The 23,091-nt window shown below is 61.1% G+C and carries 22 protein-coding genes and 1 pseudogene; 4 read left to right on the forward strand and 19 right to left on the reverse strand.

What is annotated here, in order from left to right; all coding sequences use genetic code 11:
* Nucleotides 1-107: 107 nt before the first annotated feature.
* From ABIE00_RS24850 to ABIE00_RS24935, 18 genes and pseudogenes are all read right to left on the reverse strand, one after another.
* Complete coding sequence (locus ABIE00_RS24850; RefSeq protein ID WP_354263587.1) at nt 108-1,292, reverse strand: acetyl-CoA C-acyltransferase; 1,185 nt, start codon at nt 1,290-1,292, stop codon at nt 108-110.
* Nucleotides 1,293-1,302: 10 nt separating this feature from the next.
* A complete protein-coding gene (locus ABIE00_RS24855; RefSeq protein ID WP_354263588.1) occupies nt 1,303-3,369 on the reverse strand; it encodes a 3-hydroxyacyl-CoA dehydrogenase NAD-binding domain-containing protein in 2,067 nt (688 codons plus the stop codon).
* Nucleotides 3,370-3,876: 507 nt separating this feature from the next.
* Nucleotides 3,877-4,611: an enoyl-CoA hydratase/isomerase family protein gene (locus tag ABIE00_RS24860; protein WP_354263590.1), complete on the reverse strand. Its 735-nt coding sequence runs from the start codon at nt 4,609-4,611 to the stop codon at nt 3,877-3,879.
* 123 nt (nt 4,612-4,734) lie between these two features.
* Nucleotides 4,735-6,363, reverse strand: a complete 1,629-nt coding sequence (locus ABIE00_RS24865) for a long-chain-fatty-acid--CoA ligase (RefSeq protein WP_354263591.1) — start codon at nt 6,361-6,363, stop codon at nt 4,735-4,737.
* A gap of 172 nt (nt 6,364-6,535) precedes the next feature.
* Nucleotides 6,536-7,537 (reverse strand): cyclase family protein, encoded by a 1,002-nt coding sequence (locus ABIE00_RS24870; RefSeq protein WP_354263593.1) that lies wholly within the window; start codon nt 7,535-7,537, stop codon nt 6,536-6,538.
* Between the two features lie 420 nt (nt 7,538-7,957).
* Nucleotides 7,958-8,265, reverse strand: a pseudogene (locus tag ABIE00_RS24875) (transposase); the annotation flags it as partial.
* 221 nt (nt 8,266-8,486) lie between these two features.
* Complete coding sequence (locus ABIE00_RS24880) at nt 8,487-9,260, reverse strand: GntR family transcriptional regulator (RefSeq protein ID WP_354263594.1); 774 nt, start codon at nt 9,258-9,260, stop codon at nt 8,487-8,489.
* Nucleotides 9,261-9,462: 202 nt separating this feature from the next.
* Complete coding sequence (locus ABIE00_RS24885) at nt 9,463-9,744, reverse strand: BMC domain-containing protein (protein ID WP_354263596.1); 282 nt, start codon at nt 9,742-9,744, stop codon at nt 9,463-9,465.
* Between the two features lie 33 nt (nt 9,745-9,777).
* Nucleotides 9,778-10,032, reverse strand: coding sequence for a EutN/CcmL family microcompartment protein (locus ABIE00_RS24890; RefSeq protein WP_354263597.1), 255 nt, complete (start codon nt 10,030-10,032; stop codon nt 9,778-9,780).
* Nucleotides 10,029-10,454 (reverse strand): hypothetical protein, encoded by a 426-nt coding sequence (locus ABIE00_RS24895; protein WP_354263599.1) that lies wholly within the window; start codon nt 10,452-10,454, stop codon nt 10,029-10,031. The genes ABIE00_RS24890 and ABIE00_RS24895 overlap by 4 nt, the downstream gene beginning before the upstream one ends.
* The gene (locus tag ABIE00_RS24900) at nt 10,451-11,056 is read right to left on the reverse strand and encodes a BMC domain-containing protein (protein ID WP_502914304.1); all 606 of its coding nucleotides are present in this window, start codon (nt 11,054-11,056) and stop codon (nt 10,451-10,453) included. Before ABIE00_RS24900 ends, ABIE00_RS24895 begins: the two co-directional genes overlap by 4 nt.
* Complete coding sequence (locus ABIE00_RS24905) at nt 11,049-12,572, reverse strand: aspartate aminotransferase family protein (RefSeq protein ID WP_354263602.1); 1,524 nt, start codon at nt 12,570-12,572, stop codon at nt 11,049-11,051. The genes ABIE00_RS24900 and ABIE00_RS24905 overlap by 8 nt, the downstream gene beginning before the upstream one ends.
* Nucleotides 12,573-12,662: 90 nt before the next feature.
* Nucleotides 12,663-13,364, reverse strand: a complete 702-nt coding sequence (locus ABIE00_RS24910) for a microcompartment protein (RefSeq protein ID WP_354263603.1) — start codon at nt 13,362-13,364, stop codon at nt 12,663-12,665.
* Nucleotides 13,364-13,645, reverse strand: coding sequence for a BMC domain-containing protein (locus tag ABIE00_RS24915; protein WP_354263605.1), 282 nt, complete (start codon nt 13,643-13,645; stop codon nt 13,364-13,366). Before ABIE00_RS24915 ends, ABIE00_RS24910 begins: the two co-directional genes overlap by 1 nt.
* Nucleotides 13,646-13,678: 33 nt before the next feature.
* Complete coding sequence (locus ABIE00_RS24920; RefSeq protein ID WP_354263597.1) at nt 13,679-13,933, reverse strand: EutN/CcmL family microcompartment protein; 255 nt, start codon at nt 13,931-13,933, stop codon at nt 13,679-13,681.
* The gene (locus ABIE00_RS24925) at nt 13,930-14,355 is read right to left on the reverse strand and encodes a hypothetical protein (RefSeq protein WP_354263599.1); all 426 of its coding nucleotides are present in this window, start codon (nt 14,353-14,355) and stop codon (nt 13,930-13,932) included. Before ABIE00_RS24925 ends, ABIE00_RS24920 begins: the two co-directional genes overlap by 4 nt.
* The gene (locus ABIE00_RS24930) at nt 14,352-14,957 is read right to left on the reverse strand and encodes a BMC domain-containing protein (RefSeq protein ID WP_502914304.1); all 606 of its coding nucleotides are present in this window, start codon (nt 14,955-14,957) and stop codon (nt 14,352-14,354) included. Before ABIE00_RS24930 ends, ABIE00_RS24925 begins: the two co-directional genes overlap by 4 nt.
* Nucleotides 14,950-16,440 carry an aldehyde dehydrogenase family protein gene (locus tag ABIE00_RS24935; RefSeq protein ID WP_354263607.1) on the reverse strand — a complete coding sequence of 497 codons (1,491 nt, stop codon included), beginning with the start codon at nt 16,438-16,440 and terminating at the stop codon, nt 14,950-14,952. The genes ABIE00_RS24930 and ABIE00_RS24935 overlap by 8 nt, the downstream gene beginning before the upstream one ends.
* A 499-nt stretch (nt 16,441-16,939) precedes the next feature.
* On the opposite strand from ABIE00_RS24935, the gene ABIE00_RS24940 reads away from it, so the two are divergent.
* The 4 genes from ABIE00_RS24940 (at nt 16,940) to ABIE00_RS24955 (ending at nt 21,033) form a co-directional block, all read left to right on the forward strand.
* Nucleotides 16,940-18,007, forward strand: a complete 1,068-nt coding sequence (locus ABIE00_RS24940) for a phosphotransferase enzyme family protein (RefSeq protein WP_354263608.1) — start codon at nt 16,940-16,942, stop codon at nt 18,005-18,007.
* A gap of 128 nt (nt 18,008-18,135) precedes the next feature.
* Nucleotides 18,136-18,567: a PAS domain-containing protein gene (locus ABIE00_RS24945; RefSeq protein ID WP_354263609.1), complete on the forward strand. Its 432-nt coding sequence runs from the start codon at nt 18,136-18,138 to the stop codon at nt 18,565-18,567.
* A 1,651-nt stretch (nt 18,568-20,218) separates the two neighbouring features.
* Complete coding sequence (locus ABIE00_RS24950) at nt 20,219-20,818, forward strand: hypothetical protein (protein WP_354263610.1); 600 nt, start codon at nt 20,219-20,221, stop codon at nt 20,816-20,818.
* Nucleotides 20,788-21,033, forward strand: coding sequence for a Mu transposase domain-containing protein (locus ABIE00_RS24955; protein ID WP_502914305.1), 246 nt, complete (start codon nt 20,788-20,790; stop codon nt 21,031-21,033). Before ABIE00_RS24950 ends, ABIE00_RS24955 begins: the two co-directional genes overlap by 31 nt.
* A 402-nt stretch (nt 21,034-21,435) precedes the next feature.
* Here ABIE00_RS24955 and aceB read toward each other — a convergent pair whose 3' ends face one another.
* Nucleotides 21,436-23,088, reverse strand: coding sequence for a malate synthase A (gene aceB, locus ABIE00_RS24960; RefSeq protein WP_354263613.1), 1,653 nt, complete (start codon nt 23,086-23,088; stop codon nt 21,436-21,438).
* Nucleotides 23,089-23,091: the final 3 nt, after the last annotated feature.

Below are 23,091 nucleotides of genomic sequence, written 5' to 3' on the forward strand. Positions count from 1 at the left end.
GGAGGCGGGGGCCAGTAAAAGACCGGGTTGCCCTGCGACCGCCGGAGGCTCGGCGGGGCATTCGTGCCGCCGGGGCCGCCCGGTAGGGCAGCCCCGGACGGACCGGGTTACCGTTTGAGCAGGAGTGCCTCGCCCTGGCCGCCGCCGCCGCACAGGGCCACGGCCGCCTTGCCGGCGCGCCGGCGGGCCAGCTCATGGACGGCGGCGACCACCAGGCGTGCCCCCGAAGCGCCGATAGGGTGGCCCAGGGCAATGGCGCCACCGTTGATGTTGACCTTCTCTAGGCCAATGCCCAGGTCAGCTGCCGACTGCAGTACTACGGAGGCAAACGCCTCGTTGATTTCCACGAAATCCAGGTCACCTGGAGCCCATCCGGCGGTGTCAAGGCATTTGCGGATGGCACGGGCGGGCTTGTCCGGCAGGGTTGTGTCGGGACCGGCAATCTGGCCAACGGCACCAAGGGTGGCCAGTACTTCATGCCCGTGCAGTCGTGCGTGTCCACGCGTGGTGAGGACCACGGCGGCGGCGCCATCACTGAGCGGCGAGGCGTTTCCGGCAGTGATGCTGCCTTCAGGGGAAAAGGCCGGCCTGAGCTTCCCCAGAATCCCCGGGGTACTCTCGGTGCGCACCCCCTCGTCGGTGTCGATGAGCTCAGTCCCCCGCCTGCGCGATACTTTGACAGGGATGATCTCCGCTTCGAAGAGCCCGCCCGATTGCGCCTCGGCCGCGCGTCGGTGCGAATCGGCTGCTAGCTTGTCCTGTTCACAGCGGGGGATTCCCAGAGCCATGTTTGCCTGGTCAGTGGCCAAGCCCATGGCTTCCCCGCTGAATGCGTCGCTTAGACCGTCGTGCGCCAGTGAATCGATCAATGCCGTATGGCCGTAGAGGTGGCCTGCACGGGAGTCCGGGAGCAGATGGGGGGCGTTGCTCATCGATTCCTGGCCACCGGCCACTACGATATCGGCTTCGCCGAGGCGGAGCATCCTGGTGGCCTCGACGATGGCGCTGAGCCCGGACAGGCAGACCTTGTTCACGGTGTGGGCGTGGGCATGTAGTGGGATGCCGGCGGCGACGGCAGCCTGGCGGGCGGGGTTCTGGCCCGCCCCGCCCTGGAGCACCTGGCCCATGATCACAGCCTGCACGCTGTCGGCAGAGACAGCGGCCTGCTCGAGGGCACCGGCAATCGCAGCCCCACCCAGTTGGGCTGCGGAAAGCGCCGAGAGCTGTCCCATCAACTTGCCCTGAGGTGTTCGGGTCGCTCCGATGATGACGACATCCTGACCGTGGTTCATGAAAAGCTCCTTAAAACCTTGATGCGGGGGAGGGTTGGCGCACAGACAGGGGTATCCGCAGTCCGGGGTGGTAATTGGTGCCGGTTATCCGGTCCAGCAAGGGCGTGAGGCCGCCGGTATGGAAGGGATAGTTCGCGCCTAGGATCATGCACAGGTCGACCTGTTCGGGTCCAGCAACGACTCCTTCGCGGAGGATGTGCCCAACTTCGTCGGCCAAGGTAGAAAGGAGACGGCTGCGGATAGCTGACTGATCGGCAGGCGCCGGCGGCGGAAGATGCACTGCAGCCTCTGAGGAAATTCCGCCATTTGCGTCTAAGAAACCGGGCAGCCCCGCGTTGACGATGGCGGTCAGGCCGGGCGTGGCCGCGAAGCGGTCCGGGTAGGCCTGCCGCATGCGTTCGCAGATGTGCAGTTGGACCGCGGGGCCGATGAACTGCAACAGAGCCAGCGGTGTCATGGGCAAGCCCACGGGATCCAGTGCATGGTCCACGCTTTCGGGCTCGAGGCCGCCGTCAATCAGCGAGAGCACTTCACACATCAACCGTGTGAGTATCCGGTTGACCACGAATCCAGGGGAGTCTTTAACGAGCACGGCCGTTTTGCCCAACCCCTTGGCCATTTCGAACGCGGTGGCGAGGGAAGTTTCTGCGGTCCGTGTGGTGGGGATGACTTCCACCAGCGGAAGCACTGACACGGGGTTGAAGAAGTGAAGACCGACCAGCCGCTCGGGGTGGGCCAGCTGCGCGCAAATGTCTTCAACGGACAGGGCCGAGGTGTTGGTCAGCAGCAGGGCGTCTGGACGCAGGATCGACTCGAGTTCGGCGAAAACGGCACGCTTGACCTCAAGCTCTTCGAAGACCGCCTCTATCACCGCATCGCATTGCGCGAAGTCGGTCTTGTCCGTGGTTCCCTGGACCAGTCCGCTGATGTTTAAGGCTGCATCGGCCGTCAGCTGGCCGCGCTCGACCTGCCTGTCCAGTTGGGCGCGGATCCATTCCAACGCCTTGTCAACCCGGTCGCGGGACAGGTCGGTGATGAGGACCGGCACCCGCAGCTGCCGGGCGAAGAGCAAAGCCAGCTGGCTGGCCATCAGCCCGGCGCCAACCACGCCTATCGAGCGTAAGGGACGAGCCGGGGCATCAGGACGCCCAGCAGGGGTGCGGGCGAGGGAACGGGTCAGGCGCAGGGCGTAGATCCCAGCCCGTGCCTGGTCCGAGAGCAAGAGCTCGCCAAAAGCTCGAGCCGTCGTGTTGTCTGGATCCGTGTGCTCCGCAAAAGCTGGTGGGTTCCGATCAGGCAGCCGTTCCATCAGGAGGTCCAGTGCGCGGTAGGGCGCCGGTGCAGCCCCGTGAAGCATGGCATCGAGCTTGTCGCGCAGGCGGTCAAGGCTTCCCGGGCCATTCTCCGTGGGCTGCCGGCGCCACGGGGCAGTAGTTCCTGCCAGAACGCCAGCGGCAAATTCCAATGATGCGGTCAGGAAATCCACGGCCGGAAGAACGGCATCGACCAGGCCGAGATCATGGGCGGCGGCCGGCGTCAGGTTCTTTCCTACAAGCGGGTCGAGGACTGCCAGCCGTGCAGCCGTATCCGGTCCCAGCAGTTCGAGGACCCGGTCCAAGCCTCCCCAGCCCGGGATCAGCCCGAGGCGCACTTCGGGAAAGCCCAGTCCCTTGGCCGTGGCCGAAACCGTGCGATAGTCGGTGTGGAGGGCAAGTTCGAGCCCTCCGCCCAAGGCCAGGCCGTTGAGGAATGCAAACGTTGGCACCGGCAGTGTCGCCAATCCGGCAAAACACCGCAAGCCTTGGCGTGCCACCTCCTGGGCCTCGTCCAGCGTGCGCGCCTCCGTCATATTCCCCAGATCGGCACCGGCACAAAAGACCTCCCGTGTCCCCGTTACGGCCACGGCATCCACGGAAGTGATGTCCAGCGAGCGGATAGCGGCGGACAGATCCTCCAGTGAGTCCGGTCCGAGCGTAATGGGCCTGGAAGTCCCGTTGTCTAGTCTCAGGAGGGCGAACCGAAAACCGCTGTGTTCAAGGTATGTAGTGTGGGTGCGGGTCATAGATTCTTCTGGCATAGGTTTTCCTTTGGGACGTCGTCGCGTTAGTCTTCACGTTTCAACTCAGGTCTGCGTCGTGGCTCGTTCGATGATCCTCCAGACACGATCCGCTCGGACTAATTGCTACGTGAGAATTTCGGGGTTCGGTTGTAGATGTGCGCTCTTAACGAATCGGTCTACGAAGAGCCAACTGCTTGGGAAATCGGTATGAGGCAGTCGGACGATACGACATCCTGCACCTCCAAACATTTTGCGGTGTCACATCGCGTCCTAGATCCACGCGAGGTCAAGCTGGGGTTCCTACTTCGTCCACCTGGCCATCTGACCTGTTAAGACGTAACCAACAAGCTGTCGCCTTGCTGCAGTTCGCTATCTCTATAGCTCGCGAAGATGTGGCCACGAGTTTTTCATTCCTCCCAAAACAGCGGGCATCGAAGCCTGCAGCAAAATCGGTTCCCAGAAGACGACAAGGTCAGGGCACGAGTCGGTGACACTGCTGTTGATCTGGACGAGCTGATCCCGATGTCACCGCGTCAGAGAAGCCAGATACTTGCCGATGCGCCCATTTTTCAGCGCTGTAACCCATCCGGAAGCAACTTGCTGATCAAGAGCTGCATTGGCCTCGATGAGGGCCAGAACCGGAGCGTGGAGTTGTGTCTTCGTGGCAGTGAAAGCACTGGGGGATACCTCAGCCAGTCGACGCGCCTCCCCGAGGGCGCGTTCCTGCAAGTTATCTGGTGCGACGGCGGTGACAAGACCAAGCTTTTCTGCCTCGTCAACCGTTACCATTTCAGCACTCGTTATCAGAGTATGGGCATGATGGCCTACTGCTGAGCGCAGGACTTCGATCCCGGCTACGGGAAGCGGGACTCCGACCGCGAACTCGGGGACGCCAATCCGGCCCTTGCCCATAAGTCGCACGTCAGCGGCAGCAGCGAGGAGACATCCACCTGCAACTGCATGGCCATTGACGGCAGCGACCACCGGTAAGGGGCACTGGAAGACGTTCAGGATTGCCGCGGATAAAGCAGGGAGGAACTCGTGGATGTAGTCACTGCCGCCGTCGATAATCTTACGCAGGTCGACCCCCGCGGAGAACGAAGAACCGACCCCTGTTAGGATGACGGCGCCCTCGTCTCGGCCATGGAGCGACCGGAACACTGCGGACAAATCGGCAAGCATATCGAGGTCGAGAGTGTTAACCTTTCCATTCTCAAGGCGGATTGTGGTGATTTTGTGGTCATCTTGGACCGTGATCATGAGAGTCTTTTCGTTGTGAGTGTGCAGGAAGATGGGTTCAGCCGGCGCTGCCCTCGTATGGTCGTCGCGCCGAGCCAACCGTAAGGAGTCGCAGGGATGGAAGGTTGTCGGAGGTACGGCCCGTCAGTTGATCCGTGCCCGGTGTTCGCTCCACGCTGGCTCGCGGAGTTCGAGTTTGCGGATTTTGCCGGTGGAGGTCTTGGGTAGATCTGTGACCAGGACAATTTCGCGGGGTGCCTTGTACCGGGCAATACGTGTTCGCACGTGCTCGATGAGCTCTGCCTCCGTCACCCCGTCGGGGACCGAGGGAACAACAAACGCCTTCGGTCGCTCGCCCCACCGATCATCCGGGACGCCCACCACGGCTGCCTCTATCACGGCTGGATGTGACATTAAGGCCTGTTCCACTTCAATGGTTGAAATATTCTCTCCACCGGAGATGATGATGTCCTTGGCGCGGTCACGAAGTTCGACATAACCGTCGGGGTGCATGACTCCCAGATCACCGGAGTGGAACCAGCCGCCGCGGAACGCCGCTTGCGTCGCTTCGGCATTCCGAAAGTATCCCGTCATCACATTATTGCCGCGCATGAGGATCTCGCCCATCGTTTGACCGTCGGCGGGGACGTCCACCAGTTCCTCCTCCGAACCGGTTGTGAATACAACCCGCATGCGTTCGTTCTGGACCATCCCGACCCCTTGACGGGCCATCAGATTGGCTTGGGTGGACGCGTCCAGAGACCTCCAGCTGTTCTGCGGTTCGCAGACCGAGTACGGACCGTACGTCTCGGTCAGCCCATAAACGTGAACGAGCTCGAAGCCCATGTCCTTTACCCGTTCGATGGTCGACGGGCTCGGCGGCGCACCAGCTGTGGTGGCCACCACGCACCGGTCGAGAGCGTGCGCTCGATTGCTGTTCAGAATGGAAATGAGGACCGTAGGAGCGCCATTGAGGTGGGTGACGCCGTGCCGGTCGATGATGTTCCAGATCTCATCGCCCCGAACCTCACGGAGACAAATCTGGGTGCCGCCCGCGGCAGCAAGTGCCCACCCGGTCGACCAGCCGTTGCAGTGGAACATCGGGAGCGTCCACAGGTAAACGCTCTCCGCATGGTGCTTAGAGTGAATCAGCTCGCCCAGAGAATTGAGGTACGCTCCGCGATGAGAGTACATGACCCCCTTCGGTTTTCCTGTAGTGCCGGAAGTGTAGTTGATCGAGATCAACGACTTCTCATCATCGACGGCCCACTCCAGCGGAAGCTTATCCGCGCAGGGAACACGTAGCAGGAGATCCTGGAGCTCTTGAGCCCCGGCTAGCCCGGTGGTTGTCTGTCTGCCACTGTCGGCGACAATGACAAGCGACTTCACAGTCTCAAACTCTGCGGCCACATCTGCGATCGAGTCAGTCAATGCACTATCGAGCACGAGCATCACCGACTGACTGTGATCCACAATGTACCGAATCTCTTCGCCGGACAGACGAGTATTGATTGCCACCAGAACGGCGCCGGCCAAAGGCACTGCGTAGTGAGCGATCAACATCTCGGGAACATTCGGCATCAAGTACGCCACGCGATCTCCCGGAACAACGCCAGCCGCACGGAACGCATGGGCACGGAGTTCCACTGCTTCAGCAAGTTCGCGGTAGGTCAGCGTCATGTCACCGTATATAACTGCCACTTTTTCGGGGTAGACGTCGGCAGACCGCCGCAGGAACGACAAAGGCGTCAGCTGGGTGATGAACGGTTCCATATTCCACAATCCTTTAGCGCACGATGCTGTGCTCAGAGCAGTTAAGGCCTGGACCGTCAACCGCGCACGCTGTGCGACACGGCGGGTTGCCAAGCAAGACAAGGCGGTCGGTACAGTCGGGACGGCGCCGGAGGTCCCTTATGTCCGGCGCCGGCCCTAATCTAAAAATGACCTAGAGAACAGCCAGGGGGTTCACCATGGAGGACGTAGAACCCTTTGTCTTCACCGGTGCCATGATGAAAAGAAACTCAGAACGGCCGGTTTGGAGCAGTTCCTCAGTCTTCACGTTCTCAAGGATGTGAGTTCCCGTTTCCGTAAGCAGATGCTGATGGATGACAAATGGGGCACCCTCAACCTCGCCCGGTAGCACCTCGACTGCCCAGGTATCGGCACCCACAACAGACACGCGTCGATCGGTTAGCCAGTGGGCAGCATCCCAACCAATTCCGGGCTCGTCGTAGTTGTAGCGGTCGTTGTCCACCATCCAAAGCGCCCCGTATCCGGTGTGAAGAATGACGGCGTCTCCGCGACGAACCTCGACACCTTGGCGGGCGCAGGCCTTCTCAAGGTGATCGGGGGTGATGACAAACCCTTCGGTGAGCATGTCGACGCCTTCGACGCCGGCGACGTCCAGAAGGACGCCCCTTGAGACCCAAGGTCGCACATTATGTATGCCCAGTCTGTTCAAAGCGGCGGGTGCGTAGAAGTCTTTGTAGTGAAGACCGTTGTAGTACCTACCGCCGATCCCGATGTGACCGAAGCCGTCGAGATGAGTACCGATGTGGTAGATCTGCGAGACGTGCTCCTCCATGTACCCCATATCATTGCCTTCGCCCAGCGGCATTGCGTCCATCTGCCCGTGAGCGGCGATAAGCTGGTGGTACCAACGTGCCCCCTCCTTGCCTGGCGGTGACCATGTGGGCGCACCAAACTCGAGTACACGGGCAAGTTCCACGATTCGTCCTTCACGCACCAGCTGAATAGCTTCAAGCGTGAGATCGGGGCCGAGTTCATTGCCTGCGCCGAGCTCATCGCCTTCTCCATAGCGTGAGGGCCACCATTGTGGACTGTTCTTCCCAGTTCCGTCGTAAGTCGAAGTGCCGGTATTGGCAAAGGGTTTGAGGTTGGGAGATCCCTCACCCGAGGTTCCTGAATTGGTTACATCACACGCCATGCACATAATTCCTCCGTACTTTTGCCGAGAATTGCGAATCACTCGTGTTGTGCATTGGAGAGATCCGAGTGACTCCCCTCACAATAATGAATAAACCAACCATATGCAACCAATACTTGCCAAATGGGCGTATAGATGAATATGGCGGGATGTGGGTGGACCATGGGTGTCTTGGCAGAACGATTGACAAACAAAGGAAGACGCCCCATCGGCCGTTCCCATGCGTCATTCGTGGGCTGGGTACCTACCGGCCAGACGGCTTGGCTAGGGCAGGCCTGTGAGCCCTGGATGGCAGCCTAGGGGATCCGACTAGGAATTCGCTGACGCCCGGGCGCTTAGTCTGGGCAAGACGTATCGCAGATAGATCCCGAAGACTTAAGGCGGAGCAGGGTCCTTCGGGGGTGTCCCTATGGCTTTTGGTCAAGCGGCCTGGGCTGGTTTCTCCTCGTAAAGCGTGCCGTGCGTGAGCATGGAGTAGATGACGTCGCAACTGCGCCGGCCCAGGCAGATGACAGCGGCGTTGTGCTTCTTTCCTTGGTCCTGTTTCTTTTGGCAGCAGGCCTTCGAGCGGGGTGGTGGCAGCTGGCGATCCAGGCGGATCTGAACAGGGCGTTCTTTAACTGCTTGTTGCCCGATCGTGCCGGGAACTCACCGCGGATCGAGGTGCCGGAGCCTCGTGTGACTGGGGCAATGCCTGCGTAGGCGGCGAGGTGTCCGGCGGAGGTGAAGGTCACGACACCCGATGCTGGCACCCACGTTACAAAGGGACCTGACCCCGCGGAAGGAGCCGGCCGTGTCCCTATCAGCAGTCAACGCGTGTCTCCGAACCTGGCGACAACACCCCCGGATCATACCAAGGTCCGGCGACCAAATCCTCGGCCCTCGGGGACGGAATAAATGTAACGGGGCAACGCCAACGTATGTGGTTTGCCGCTGGCCTATTGGGCCCTCATGAGGCGACGGTGGTATATGCGCCTTCGCCGTCGTTCCGGACTGTTATAGACGTACGGTCGGCTCGGTACAGCTCGTTGGAATACTCGAATGGGCGACCACTATCGAGGCATGTCGTACGCGTAATGGAAATCAGGGGGGCTCCAACGGATACCTGCAGCAAGCCCGCAACCTCGCGGCTTGCTGCAGTAGCTGTGATCGTCTCGACCGCAATTCCACGATGCACGTTGTACTCTGTTTCCAGCAGTTCGTACAACGATCCTTTCAGCGGCTTCTCGAGTAGGCCTGGAAAGAGATCACATGGAAAACGAGCCGTTTCGAGGGCCAAGGGCAACCCGTCCGCGAGTCGCAGTCGGTCTATGTGGAAGACCCAGGCGTCTGACTCCAAGCTGAGCTGGTTTGCCGCCTCATCGTCCGGTCTACCAACCCTAGTACCCAGTATGGTCGAACCCGATTCAACTCCCTGCGCCCGCAAGTATTGGGGTAATCCCACGACAGGACTTGTACGCAGCAGTTTCTTGGGTGCAACGAAGATTCCTCCACTTCGCCCATGCGTTCGGAGAATCTCGTTGTTATTTTCGAGTTGTTCGAGCGCCTTGCGGATGGCCCACCTGCTCACGCCAAGATTATCCGAGAGCTCACGTTCGGCCCCCAGACGCTCACCCGGTTGCAACGAACGCTCTGTAATGATCGACCGAATCGTGGAGACGAGTTCCTCCGCAGATGTGCCCTTGGGATCGGGCAGGTCACTACCCATTTCGTTGCTTGTCACGGGATACACCCTCCTTCCAACCATACTAACAAATGGTTGTGACTCTGGCCAAACGGATCCAAGGGCACGTCAGCTGCTTCGGCACCGTTGTAACGGACCGCTCATGACCCACAGGCCTACGGCGGCGCACTGATATTTCGCTGTCGCGCCCGGACCAGTACGTGGTGTGACGTGCTGCGCAAGCCACAACACCCAGTCGTCATTACTGGTTTCCGTGGACGGTGAAGTGCTTGGCGAGGTCGGCGTGGGGGCGGGGGATGACGTGGACCGAGACAAGTTCGCCAATCGCGGCGGCGGTTTCCGAGCCGGCCTCAGTGGCTGCTTTCACCGCTCCGACGTCGCCGTTGACGATGACGGCGACGAGCCCGTCGCCGACTTCTGCGCGACCCAGGAGGGTGACGTTTGCTGCTTTGACCATGGCGTCCGCTGCCGCCAGAGAGGCGACGTAGCCGCGGGTTTCGATCATGCCGATTGCATCACTCATTTGATGTGCCTTCTTTCTTGGTGGTGTGCTGGGTTAGGGGTTTGGGGTTCGGGGTGGGTCGAGGACTCCGATGATGAGTGCATCGGCCGGAGTCGTGCCGGGTAAATGGCGTGAAACGGCGCTGCCGAGGGCGACCAGAACGTGATCTCCTGGCCCGCTGCCGAGGTAATCCAAGGCCACGTAGTGCTGGTAAGTCTCGTCTCCTTGCACCTCAAGCAGTGCTCCCTGCGGGAAAGAGTCGATTCGCTTGGTCGCCCATACCGGTCCGAGAACAGTGGCTTTGATCATGACCGTCTAACCACCTCGACCGAAGCCTTCCGGATTTGTTCGCGTGCCAGGGGAGTGATGACGACCTTGCGCCCGAGGACCAACTGGGCACCCTCGGTGACGGCGCGGGAAACGATGCGTTCGGTCAGCACCCCTCGCTGGATCTCGATGACCTGGCCATTGGGGGTGCCGGGAGCTGATGGCGCTGTATCGGCCGAGGCGTCGCCGGAGCCCAGCTGGAAACGGAGCTGACCTGAACGCAGGAGCGCGCCCATGAGAGGGTCATCCGCCAGCCCCAGGACATGGCGTACGAAGCCGGCGAGCTCATCATCATTGGTAATCGCCACCCGCTGTGGCCTGGCCAGGAGATCCAGCTGCGGAATGATCTCCTTGATCAGCCCGCGTACCAAGGCACGCAGGTCGCCTGGCAGGGGCGCAGTCATCGCCGCATCTCCAACGCGGCCTCGGCAGCATCCGCCGCTGTCCGTACCGCATCCTCGGCGCCGGCCAGGTAAACCCTTCCCGAGGCTCCGATCATGCGATAGTCGACGACCTTGATCGGGCTGGCCTTCTCGGCTTCGTTGGTTGCCAGGATCGCATACGACGCGGGCTGCATCTCCATGACGAAAAGCGAATCACCCGGCAACAACATCGACCCGGACTTGTTGCGGTTAACCAGAAACGCATGCTCGTCATCGACATTGGAAATAATCTTCGAGGCAATCACCTCGGGTGGACGTGCATCAGTCTCTGAAGCACCGAGCGCGTCGAGAACGGCGCCAGCTGCCGTTCGCACGGCGTCTGCCGAACGTGAGTGGATCTCGAGGTAGCCGAACTGTCGTTCCACCACCAGCATGCCGGCACTGACCTGCGAGTGTTTCAAAGCGACGTCCGTGAGCGGCTCGATCCCCAGGCCAGGAGCGACCTCGATAACCTGCGCCGACATATTCGTTCTCGGCAAGCTCCCCCGAACGGACGTGCCCAAATAACACATCGTCTGGGGCTGCAACTTGTCAATAAAGATGAACGAGCGGAGGTCAGCCACGACTCTGCCCAACCAACCCGCGCAACTCCTCAACGATCAGGCCCCGCAACTCCTCACGCACCGCATCATCACCCAACGCGATGCCCGGCACCGACGAACCCGTCGCCGAGGTCGGAAGCGGATATGAACTATGTTTCTGGCTGCCATTCGTTCTGGAGTGGCGACCCAATTGACGAGCAACGGTTTCGAACTCGGTGAGCATTCGGTCGGTGTCGGCCTGGCTCAAGACCAGCGGTGGCCGCACTTTGATCACATTGCCGTAGCTGCCGGCCGTACTCGTCAGGATTTTCTGACGCCGCAAACCGTTCACGAAGGCCAAAGTGGTATCGCGGTCCGGTGTTTTCGTGTCCATGTCTGACACGAATTCGACACCAATATAAAGTCCCGCTCCCCGAACATCGAAGGCAAAATCGTTACGGCTGAGAATGTCGCGCATCCCTAGGACGAGTTGGTCACCCTTGTCTTTCGCGTTGGCGATCAGATCCTCGTCGCGAATGACCTCCAGAACTGCCTGTGCTGCCGCTACAGGCGCGTTTTCACCGCCGAACGTGTTGAAATAGGCGACGTCGCGAGCGAACTTGTCCACGAGGGCGCTCTTGGCGACCACGCCGCCGATGGGCATACCATTTCCCATGGGCTTTCCCATAGTGATCAAATCCGGAACGATGTTGCTTCGCTGGTAACCCCACATGGCTGCCCCGGTGCGGCCGAACCCTGACTGCACTTCATCGCTGACAACCAGGCCACCGGCGCGATGGACCAAATCGGCGGCAGCACTCAGAACTCCTGGGTCAGGGTAGATCCCGTCTGAGGAGAACATGCTATCGACCATCAGAGCCGCCAAACGAACACCCCGTCGATTCAGGTCGTCGATCTGGGCCTGGAGATGGTCGAGGAAATGCGTCTCGAGTTCGTCCCGGTCCAATCGGAGAGTATCGGGAGGAGGCACCAGTCGTACGTCTGAACCCAAGACCGTACCGCTCCCCGAGGACGGTGACCACGAGGCGACATCACGGGTGCATCCGTGGTACGCGTATTCCGACACGATGACTCCCGTCCCGCCTGTCACGGTCCGGGCGATGCGCAGTGCCAAGTCGTTGGCCTCCGAACCAGTGCAAGTGAACATGACGTTATCCAGCTCCGGATCATGCGTTTCCACAAGGTTCTCGGCGTATTCGATGATGTCTCGCTGCAAATAACGGGTGTTCGTGTTGATCGTCCGAAGCTGGCGGCAGACAGCATCGACGACGTGGGGATGGTTGTGGCCGACACTGGGAACGTTGTTGTACGCGTCGAGGTACTCGTCTCCGTGGACGTCGAAGATCTTTGTTCCCTGTGCACGAACCGGCTGAAATGGCTCTTCGTAGGACAATCGGTAGGCCGGGCCCATCACGCGCCCGCGTCGCTCGACCAAGTCACGCGTTTGACTGTCGAGCGTGGACAGGGTGTCCGCGCTGAGCGTGTTCAGGGTGACAATCTCGGTACGCTCGGGACTGGCGATCGAATCTTTCTGCATGCATCGACTTCTTTCAAAATTGGCGCGGCCGCGCAAAGAGCCGCGGAACGCTCGTAGGCCAAGTGACCGCTGGAGAGGCTAGCGGCGAGCTCATCGTCCGATCACGTCATTGAGGACCCGCGTAATTTCGTCACGGGCAGTAGTGACGCTTGCCAGATCCCCGGAGATGAACAGACGTCCCGCCGCCCCGATCATCTGTACGTCGACCAACGTCAGGTTCGGTGCAACTCGCTCTGCGCTGTTTGCGGCCACAGCTGCGAACAACGCCGGAGCCATCTCGTAGACCAACAACGCAGACCCTGGCAACAACATGGATCCGTCACGGGTGCGATTCAAGATGACAGCGTGCTGATCACCAATCTCTTCGATGATGTCGCTGTAGAGGATTTTCGGCCTGAGCTGATCTTCAGCCTTGGCGTTGAGGGTCTTCAAAATGGCCTGGCCCGCCTGTTCCACGACCTCGGCACTACGACTGTGGACCTCGAGGATGCCGTATTGCCGCTCCACGTAGAGAAGGCCCGGCTCGACTTCGGGCGTAGCCTTCAACGCGGCGTCGATGACCCGCTGGATCGCCAATGCCGGCGCAACCTCCACGATCAACGAATGATCCCCAGCTTTCGGAGGATACCCCCTAGCTCGGGTCGGCGTGGCCAGCGTGGCCGCGAACTGGCGCTGAAGGCCTTCGATTCGGAGGTACACACGCAGCTCGGTGGACGGTCCGGTGGCTTCGGATGGAGTTGGAGCTGTGGCCCGCTGTTGAGGGACAGCTTGCTTGGCGGTCGATGTCGTCATTACTGGTTTCCGTGGACGGTGAAGTGCTTGGCGAGGTCGGCGTGGGGGCGGGGGATGACGTGGACCGAGACAAGTTCGCCAATCGCGGCGGCGGTTTCCGAGCCGGCCTCAGTGGCTGCTTTCACCGCTCCGACGTCGCCGTTGATGATGACGGCGACGAGCCCGTCGCCGACTTCTGCGCGACCCAGGAGGGTGACGTTTGCTGCTTTGACCATGGCGTCCGCTGCCGCCAGAGAGGCGACGTAGCCGCGGGTTTCGATCATGCCGATTGCATCACTCATTTGATGTGCCTTCTTTCTTGGTGGTGTGCTGGGTTAGGGGTTTGGGGTTCGGGGTGGGTCGAGGACTCCGATGATGAGTGCATCGGCCGGAGTCGTGCCGGGTAAATGGCGTGAAACGGCGCTGCCGAGGGCGACCAAAACGTGATCTCCTGGCCCGCTGCCGAGGTAATCCAAGGCCACGTAGTGCTGGTAAGTCTCGTCTCCTTGCACCTCAAGCAGTGCTCCCTGCGGGAAAGAGTCGATTCGCTTGGTCGCCCATACCGGTCCGAGAACAGTGGCTTTGATCATGACCGTCTAACCACCTCGACCGAAGCCTTCCGGATTTGTTCGCGTGCCAGGGGAGTGATGACGACCTTGCGCCCGAGGACCAACTGGGCACCCTCGGTGACGGCGCGGGAAACGATGCGTTCGGTCAGCACCCCTCGCTGGATCTCGATGACCTGGCCATTGGGGGTGCCGGGAGCTGATGGCGCTGTATCGGCCGAGGCGTCGCCGGAGCCCAGCTGGAAACGGAGCTGACCTGAACGCAGGAGCGCGCCCATGAGAGGGTCATCCGCCAGCCCCAGGACATGGCGTACGAAGCCGGCGAGCTCATCATCATTGGTAATCGCCACCCGCTGTGGCCTGGCCAGGAGATCCAGCTGCGGAATGATCTCCTTGATCAGCCCGCGTACCAAGGCACGCAGGTCGCCTGGCAGGGGCGCAGTCATCGCCGCATCTCCAACGCGGCCTCGGCAGCATCCGCCGCTGTCCGTACCGCATCCTCGGCGCCGGCCAGGTAAACCCTTCCCGAGGCTCCGATCATGCGATAGTCGACGACCTTGATCGGGCTGGCCTTCTCGGCTTCGTTGGTTGCCAGGATCGCATACGACGCGGGCTGCATCTCCATGACGAAAAGCGAATCACCCGGCAACAACATCGACCCGGACTTGTTGCGGTTAACCAGAAACGCATGCTCGTCATCGACATTGGAAATAATCTTCGAGGCAATCACCTCGGGTGGACGTGCATCAGTCTCTGAAGCACCGAGCGCGTCGAGAACGGCGCCAGCTGCCGTTCGCACGGCGTCTGCCGAACGTGAGTGGATCTCGAGGTAGCCGAACTGTCGTTCCACCACCAGCATGCCGGCACTGACCTGCGAGTGTTTCAAAGCGACGTCCGTGAGCGGCTCGATCCCCAGGCCAGGAGCGACCTCGATAACCTGCGCCGACATATTCGTTCTCGGCAAGCTCCCCCGAACGGACGTGCCCAAATAACACATCGTCTGGGGCTGCAACTTGTCAATAAAGATGAACGAGCGGAGGTCAGCCACGACTCTGCCCAACCAACCCGCGCAACTCCTCAACGATCAGGCGCCGCAACTCCTCACGCACCGCATCATCACCCAACGCGATGCCCGGCACCGACGAACCCGTCGCCGGGGTCGGCTGAAGCGATGAGAACTCGGGGAACTTCGCTCCCACTGGGTAGGCCGTGCGCTTCCACTGCACGAACCGTTCTGGGGACAGGTTCTCATCGAGTGAACTTCCGCCCACGAAGCCTGTTCCGATGGACATCGTCAAGGGCAGGCCCGTGCCGATACCTGCGTTCCCCAGGCTCCCCCCAATGTTGACCGCGACCCGGTGGACTGGAATACGATGCGAGTAGTCGAGTACGTGCTGCGGGTCCTCGCTATGGATGACCGCCGAATGCCCCACGCCGACGATGTCAACGAGAGAAGCTGCAGCGGTTAGAGCCTGTTCGAAGTCCTCCACAGTGATTACTGCCAGTACCGGACTCAGCTTCTCGTGTGTGAACGGCTCATCGTCTCTGATGCTGTCGATGGTCGCGAGCAGAAGTTGGGTGTTCTCCGGAACTGAAATTCCGGCCTTCTTAGCGATCTCTCGTGCGGGCCGGCCCACGACTTCGGTATTGAACTTCCCGCTGGGATACATGTATGCGCGAAGACGTCGCGTCTCATCGGGACGGCAGAGGTAGGCTCCGCGCCGAACCAGCAGCTCTTTCATCCGGGATGCAATGGGCTCGACCATGATGAGCACGGACTCCGCCGTACACAGAACGGAGTTATCGAATGCCTTCGAGGCACAGATCTCGTCCGCTGCTTGCTCAAGGTTTGCCGTATCATCGACCACTACCGGTGCATTACCGGGGCCGACCCCAATAGCAGGGGTTCCTGATCGGTACGCCGCTTGGACCACCGCCCCGCCACCTGTGGCGAGAATCAGGTTCACTCGGGCGTCGCCCATAACCGCCTCGACCAGCGGGACCGAGGGCTCCTCCAGGATCTGTATGGCTCCCTCGGGTGCACCGGCATCGGTCGCAGCCCGACTAAGTATCCGGGCGGCTTCGATGCTGGTCTTCACCGCAGCAGGGTGCGGACTGATCACAATGGCGTTCCTGGTGAGCAGAGAGGAGAGGACCTTGAAGTACAAGTTGGCTACAGGACTCGTCGATGGGGTGACCGCGAAGATCACTCCGGCCGGAATCGGGTCGAGAACCAGTTTCTTCTCGCTGTCGGTCCGGTGGCTAACCAAGTCCAGGTTGCCGTACTCACGCATGAAGCCGGCAGAAAGCCCTTCGTTCTTCGCCACCTTGTCCTCAAAGACACCGAACCCGGTCTCGTCTGCAGCTTTCTGTGCAAGCTGTCGGGAGTTCTGGTGCGCTACCTCTGCGACGGCGCGAACAATACGATCGACTTTCGGTCGGTCGAAGACCGAGAATGCCTTCGCCGCGCTGCGTGCTCGGTCCAGCACGGCATCGTAGAGTGCCGAAAGTTCAGGTTCTGGTGTTATCACGGGTCCTTGGCCTTTCATGAATGCATATGGTCGATGGGATCGAAACTTGCAGGATAAGGCTCTTGTTCTTTGAACCGGAGGGCGGTTCGTTGCCTGCGTGATCCCGCTGGAGAAATTAAACGGTTGTAAACGGTTGCTCTCACGCTCTCATGGTTGCAGGGGTGTGTCAACCGCTGTATTGATGCCTCCTCAACCCCTATCGCCCTCGGTGCCCCCGCTTGATGCGGCGGTGTAATAGCACTGAAAAGCCGCGATGCTCTGTCGCGGCCCGCCTGCCGAGCGAGGGCGCGACCTCCGGGGCGCGAGCGGCCCACGGGGGCAAACACAATGCCGGCAACGAAGCAATTTTTGTATCACAAAGCCATTCGGATGCTGTTGTGGTTTGTTTATGGTTGCAATATGGTGGACTAACCTGTGTGGCGGACGTCACCGCGGCCTATGAAGCCGTGTTCATTCTTGGCAGCGCTGGAGCTGCCAACTGTGCTTGAGGAGCTAGAAGATGTCGGGAACGGCTACTGATTACGAACCCTTTGCCCGGGCGGCGCTTCCACGTTATGGGCTCGAAAACGCGCGCCTGAGCTTGCTGAGCTTTTCGGAGAACGCTACGTATTTGGCTGAGCTCAATGATGAGCGAGTTGTAATGCGAGTCCATCGACCCGACTACAACGGTCCCGCTGAGGTGGAATCTGAGCTCGCTTGGATGGAGAGCGTGCGTATGACTTCATCAATTCGGACACCCGAACTCAGGCGCGCACGCGATGGCAGCAGCGTGATCGCCGTCATTCTCGGCGACGAGGAACGACTCGTAGATGTCTTCGAGTTTATTCCAGGGATCAGCGCCGAGGATGAGGAGTCAGGCATCAGCTTCCGCGAGCTCGGTGCCATCACTGCGGCACTGCACCACCATGTCCAGTCGTGGGTGCCGCCCGCCAGATTCGTCCGCTTCCGTTGGGATCTTGACTCTATGATAGGGAACGCCGCCCGGTGGGGTGATTGGCGAGATGCACCTAATCTGACTGCGTCCGATCGTGAGGTGATCGAGGCAGCTGAACGGGTTATCCGAGAGCGGATCGACCGCTTTGGCACCAGCCCGGATCGATTCGGGCTGGTCCATTCCGACCTCAGAATGTCTAACCTCATCGTTCACGAAGGGGAAATCATAGTCATTGACTTCGATGACTGTGGGTGGTCCTGGTTCCTCACGGACTTGGCCGCCGTGACCACCTGGAATGAAGCCACACCCGGTGCTCACTCAACCATTGAGGAGTGGCTGCGCGGATACTTGAGCGTGGGTCAGCTGGACGATGCGGCGATTGCTGAGATCCCCACGTTTATCATGCTCCGCCGGCTGACGGTTACCGCTTGGCTCGGGACGCATCCCGAGTCGGAACCCGCGCAGACACTTGCGTCGCACTTCGCATCTGAGACGGCTTCACTCGCCCGCCGCTATCTCGATGACCCTACGTGGTTCGCCTTCGATATCCACGCTCTGCGGTCCGAGGACGGTCAGCCCCATCCTGTGCCTGCGGGTGCAGTCGCTCCGGTACAAATGCCCCCCTGTGCCTGACCTCATCGAGACCTTCGTCGATCCTCCCATCGACGTCCTAACTACCGTTCCGGTCGTGACGATCGGCTCCATCGCCTTCGTCCTGGTCTGGCACCAATAACCACGCAATGGCACAGAAAGGAACTTCAATGGAATCCCTATCACCCGACTTCCAGACAATCTTCGAGCAGGCCCCGGTCAATTACGTTGTGGTGGACGATGAATGGCGCATTGTGGCGGCCACCAACGGCTATCTAGCCATGGCCATGCGAACCCGCGAAGGGCTCATTGGACAGAACATCCTCGAGGCCTTCCCCGACAACCCCGACGATCCGGAAGCCAAGGGAACGGAGGCACTGCGATCTGGTATTGAGCAAGCCAAGGAAACCCGGAAGGCGGAGTGGCTGCCCGGCGCGGTACGTTACCCCATCGCGCGTCCCGAGGATCAGGGGGGCGGCTATGAAGAGAGGTGGTTCCGAGCCTTGAACGCCCCCGTTTTCGACGGGGACGGCAACGTCGTCTACGTCATCCATGGGAACGAAGACGTCACCGATACTTATTCCAGGGGCGATCGTCCTTAGCGACGAATCCCACGCTGTGGTCCTGAATGGCGTTCAGGACCACAGCGTTTTGCGAGGCGACCGCGTCATGTGAAACGTACATCCGGGGATGGCAGGGACCGCAATCTCTGCTGACACGAACGGGGAGCGTCATTTGTGGCATGCAACATTTTTCGTCCGTTTCCCCGAGCGCCTTGCGCTCAGGTGGCCTTCCGAGTGAGCGGGTATGGTTTCAGCAGCCTGCCCGGGCCTACCATGCGCACGCACTGCTCTTTGGCCTGCGCGTGCAACCGTTCCGCAAGCTCCTTCTGATCGACAAATTTCTCAGTCACGGGATCGATCAGCACCGAAGGCGCCGAGGGCTTCGGTGACGAAGGCCTCGAAATCCCGGGCGGCCAAGCCATGTTGGAGAAGATGGCCTGGCCTGAGGCGGTACTTGGCGTGGAAGGAGCACCCGGGTGACTTCGCGTTCGCGAAGATTCGGATATGCCACTCCCGGGCATGCCGTCAGGGCCGCGAGCAGGTACAGGTGCAATCTCCAAAGGGACCAGGAATGAGCGGCCGCAGTAGCCGTACCGGCATCACTGGCGAGGGCGGAGCTTTTCGCCGTTGATCTCCAGCCGGCTATGGGTGCGGTGCACGAAGCGCTAAGGGCGGGCGGCAATCGACGAACCGGCGCCGCGGGTGCGCTCGTTGCATCCCCTCCTGGTGCGGGAGCCCGGGCAGCATCCCGGTCAGGAACTTTGACGAAGCGGGTCCACCAGGTTTCCGAGGACGACGCGTGGAGCAGGTCTCGGCAGTGACCCGACAGAGGAAGCTCGGTCGTCAAGACAACCTGAGGTTTGCTCAGGAAGATTCTGATGTTCATACCTTTGCTTCAACGCCCTGCACCTTAATTAGCAGGCCTGGGGGAGGCAGGGGCGTGTTTTCGTCGTCAAGGCAGTTTCGACTTCATTCGTAGACGACCCCGTTCTAAGCGACAGGCCAGGCGACGAGTGTCCGGAATGGCGGAAGATCTGTCAGGCGATGAAGCGCTTGATGCATTGGACAATTTCCCAGTGTCCTGCCTTGGCGCGGTGCGCCGCTCGATGTAGGCGCAGGTGTGAGGGTCGGTGAGAGAACATATGCGGGCGCCGATTTCCAGCGCGAGGTTGAGTTGTGAGTTGACGGCGCCCTACCGGATTCAGGCTAGTCAGGCCCCCGGAAACTATCGGCTTTACGGCCCTGACCGCATCCCCGTAGAAGCTGCGGCTCCCGCCCAGCCTCATCGATAACTAGCCCGTATGCCGTCGATGCTCAAGTATCCGACTCAACGTCGACTGCCGAACCTGCGGAACAGAGGACGAACTGTCGGTGACGGTCGAAAACCGAGCCACCCGTTCCAAACGATTGGGTGGGTGATCACAGTGGAGGCTAGGGCGCTTATTCGGCGGTTGCATCTTGCCAAGGGTGAGTCGATGAGGTCGATAGCGGCACGGCTGGGATTTCCGGAACACGGTCACGGAAGCGGTCAGCGCTGAGAGTCCGCCGACGTACGTACGGGCGCTTCGGGACTCGGGGATCAAAGCGGTCGAGCCGGCCATACGGGCGCTGCTGACGGAGAACCCGCGAATGCCCACCACGGTGCTCGCGGAGCGCGTGGGCTGGGCCGGGTCGCCGGCCTAGGGAAAACGTGGCCAGGATCCGGCCGGAGTATGCACCAGCGGATCCCGCGGACCGGATCAGTTACGAACCCGGCGACCAGGCCCAGTGCGACCTGTGGTTCCCGGAGGTGCGGATCCCCGTCGGGGCCGGAAACTCAAGGATCCTACCGGTGCTGGTCATGGTGTCCTCGCATTCGCGGTTCATCATGGCGCGGATGATGCCGTCCCGCATGACCGGCGGGGATCTGCTGGCCGTCATGTGGGAACTCCTCGGTGGTTTGGGGGCCGTTCCGAGGCGGCTGATCCGGGACAACGAAACCGGCAGGGGGCGCCGGAACAGCTTCGCCGCCGGGGTTCCAGCGTTCGCCGGCGTGCTCGCGACCAGGATCGTGCACGCGAAGCCCTACGACCCGGAGAGCAAAGGAGTCGTGGAAAGGACGAACCAATTCCTGGAAACCTCGTTCCTGCCCGGACGGTCCTTCGCTTCGCCGGAGGACTTCTACGCCCAACTCGCGCAGTGGCTGCCCAAAGCCAACACCCGGATGGTTTGCCGGATTGGTCCCGGCCCACGGGAGCTGCTCCCTCAGGACAAGGCGGGATGCTGGGACTGCCGCCGCTTCCGCCGGTGACAGGGTTCGCCGCGAGGGTCAGGCTCCCACGGGATTACTACGTCCGGATGGGATCCAACGACTACTCCGTCTACCCCCAGGCCATCGGCAGGTTCGTCGATGTCACCGCAGACCTGGACACTGTCCGCATCAGCCTGGGTACCGGGGCGATGATGGATTCCGCCATGTCACGGACGCGGGCACAGACTTTGATGAGTTCGGGTGGCACCTCGTAAACAGTGTTGAGGTCGTATTGCACGCAGGGACTGTTCCCGATGTTTTGCGGAGTGTCGTGGGCCGTGTAAAGGCTTTGGCGGGAACCTCCTACTATTCGGGGGTGATAGCACTGGGTCGCCGAGGACGGCTACTACGGCATGGTCCTCGCACGATGCAGCAACGCTCGGAGAGCGTATAAGCCCGTTCAACGTTGGTGTCACTTCATCGACTCCCCGAGGTGCAGGATGCCGTCCAGATTCCCAGAGCGGGAAGTCCCAGAGAGGAAGTCGGGCCCTGGGCACAACTTTCCTGAACATTACCGGAACAGACCGCCGCCGGGCCGGCTCTCCTCGGCTTTCGAAGGCGCATGTTGCGAAGCGTGGTGTCAGCCCGGCGGACCGGATCTGATGTGCGACCAGAACCTAGGCGGTTGCGATTTCCTCTTCGGTGGCACTTTGACGGGCCTCCGTCAGATAGCGGGAGTAGGCGGGCAGTGTGAGGAAGGACGGGAACTCGTGGGCGAGTGTGACTTCCTCGAAGATGTCGCGGGCGTCTTCGAAGCGGTCGCCGTCGAAGCGTTCCAGCCGGGCAAACTCTTCCTCGAGGAGTTCCTCGATCCAGTGGTGGGTGATGATTTCGCCGTGGTCAGTGATGGCGTGGGAGTGGATCCATTGCCACAGCTGGGAGCGGGAGATTTCGGCGGTGGCGGCGTCTTCCATGAGGTTGTGGATGGCGACGGCGCCGTTGCCGCGGAGCCAGGATTCGATGTAGCGGATGCCCACTTCGATGTTGTTCCGGATACCTTGTTCCGTGATGGTCCCGTGCAGGGATGCAATATCAATGAGGGCGTGGTCATCGGGGGTGACGTCCTCACGCAGGCGGTCCAGCTGGTTGGGACGGCCGGCCAGGACGCCATCGAACACCTCGCGGCAGACCGCCACCAAGTCGGGATGGGCCACCCAGGAGCCGTCGAAGCCGTCGTTGGCTTCGCGGGTTTTGTCGGCGCGGACCTTCTCGAAGGCGTTGGCGTTGGCTGCCTCATCCTTGCGGTTGGGAACCGCGGCGGCCATGCCCCCGATGGCCATCGCGCCGCGTTTGTGGCACGCGCGCACCAGCTGTTCGGTGTAGGCCCGCATGAACGGGGCGGTCATGGTGACCTGTGCACGGTCCGGCAGGACGAAGCGGGGTCCGCGGGTGCGGAAGTTCTTGATGAGGGAGAAGATGTAGTCCCAGCGGCCGGCGTTCAGACCGGACGCGTGCTCCTGCAGTTCGTACAGGATTTCTTCCATCTCGAACGCGGCCGTGATGGTTTCGATCAGCACGGTGGCGCGGATGGTGCCCTGCGGGATGCCGAGCAGGTCCTGGGCCTGGATAAAGATGTCGTTCCAGAGCCGGGCTTCGAGGTGGTTCTCAATCTTCGGCAGGTAGAAGTACGGGCCTTTGCCCTGGGCCAGGAGGCGGCGGGCGTTGTGGAAGAAGTACAGGCCGAAGTCCACGATGCCGCCGGCGATGGGTTGGCCGTCGATGAGCATGTGCTTCTCGGGCAGGTGCCAGCCGCGGGGCCGGACAACGATGGTGGGCAGGTCGCCGGCGGGGCGGAGCTTGTATTCCTTGCCCTCAGGGGAGGTGAAGTCGATCCGGCGCTCCAAGGCGTCGGTGAGGTTGAGCTGGCCCTTGATGACGTTGCGCCAGGTGGGCGTGGAGGAGTCCTCCATGTCCGCAAGCCAGACCTTGGCGCCGGAGTTCAGGGCGTTGATGGTCATCTTCTGATCCACCGGGCCGGTGATTTCCACGCGCCGGTCCTCCAGACCAGGTGCCGGGGGAGCCACACGCCAGGACGGATCATTCCGGATCTCCTCCGTCTCCCGCAGGAACCGGGGATCGGCACCGGCCGAGATTTCGGCCCGCCGATCGCGCCGGGCCTGCAACAGCTCCTGCCGACGCTCGGCAGTGGCCCGGTGCAGCTTAGCCACAAACTCCAAAGCATCCGGAGTAAGAACCTCGTCCTGCCGGCAAATAGGTTGAGCGGTCAAAGTAATGCCATTGATCGTAGAGCTGTCAGTGAGGGTATTCATTTC

Origin of the sequence: Arthrobacter sp. OAP107 (assembly GCF_040546765.1) — a bacterium.
In the GTDB taxonomy this organism is placed as follows: domain Bacteria; phylum Actinomycetota; class Actinomycetes; order Actinomycetales; family Micrococcaceae; genus Arthrobacter.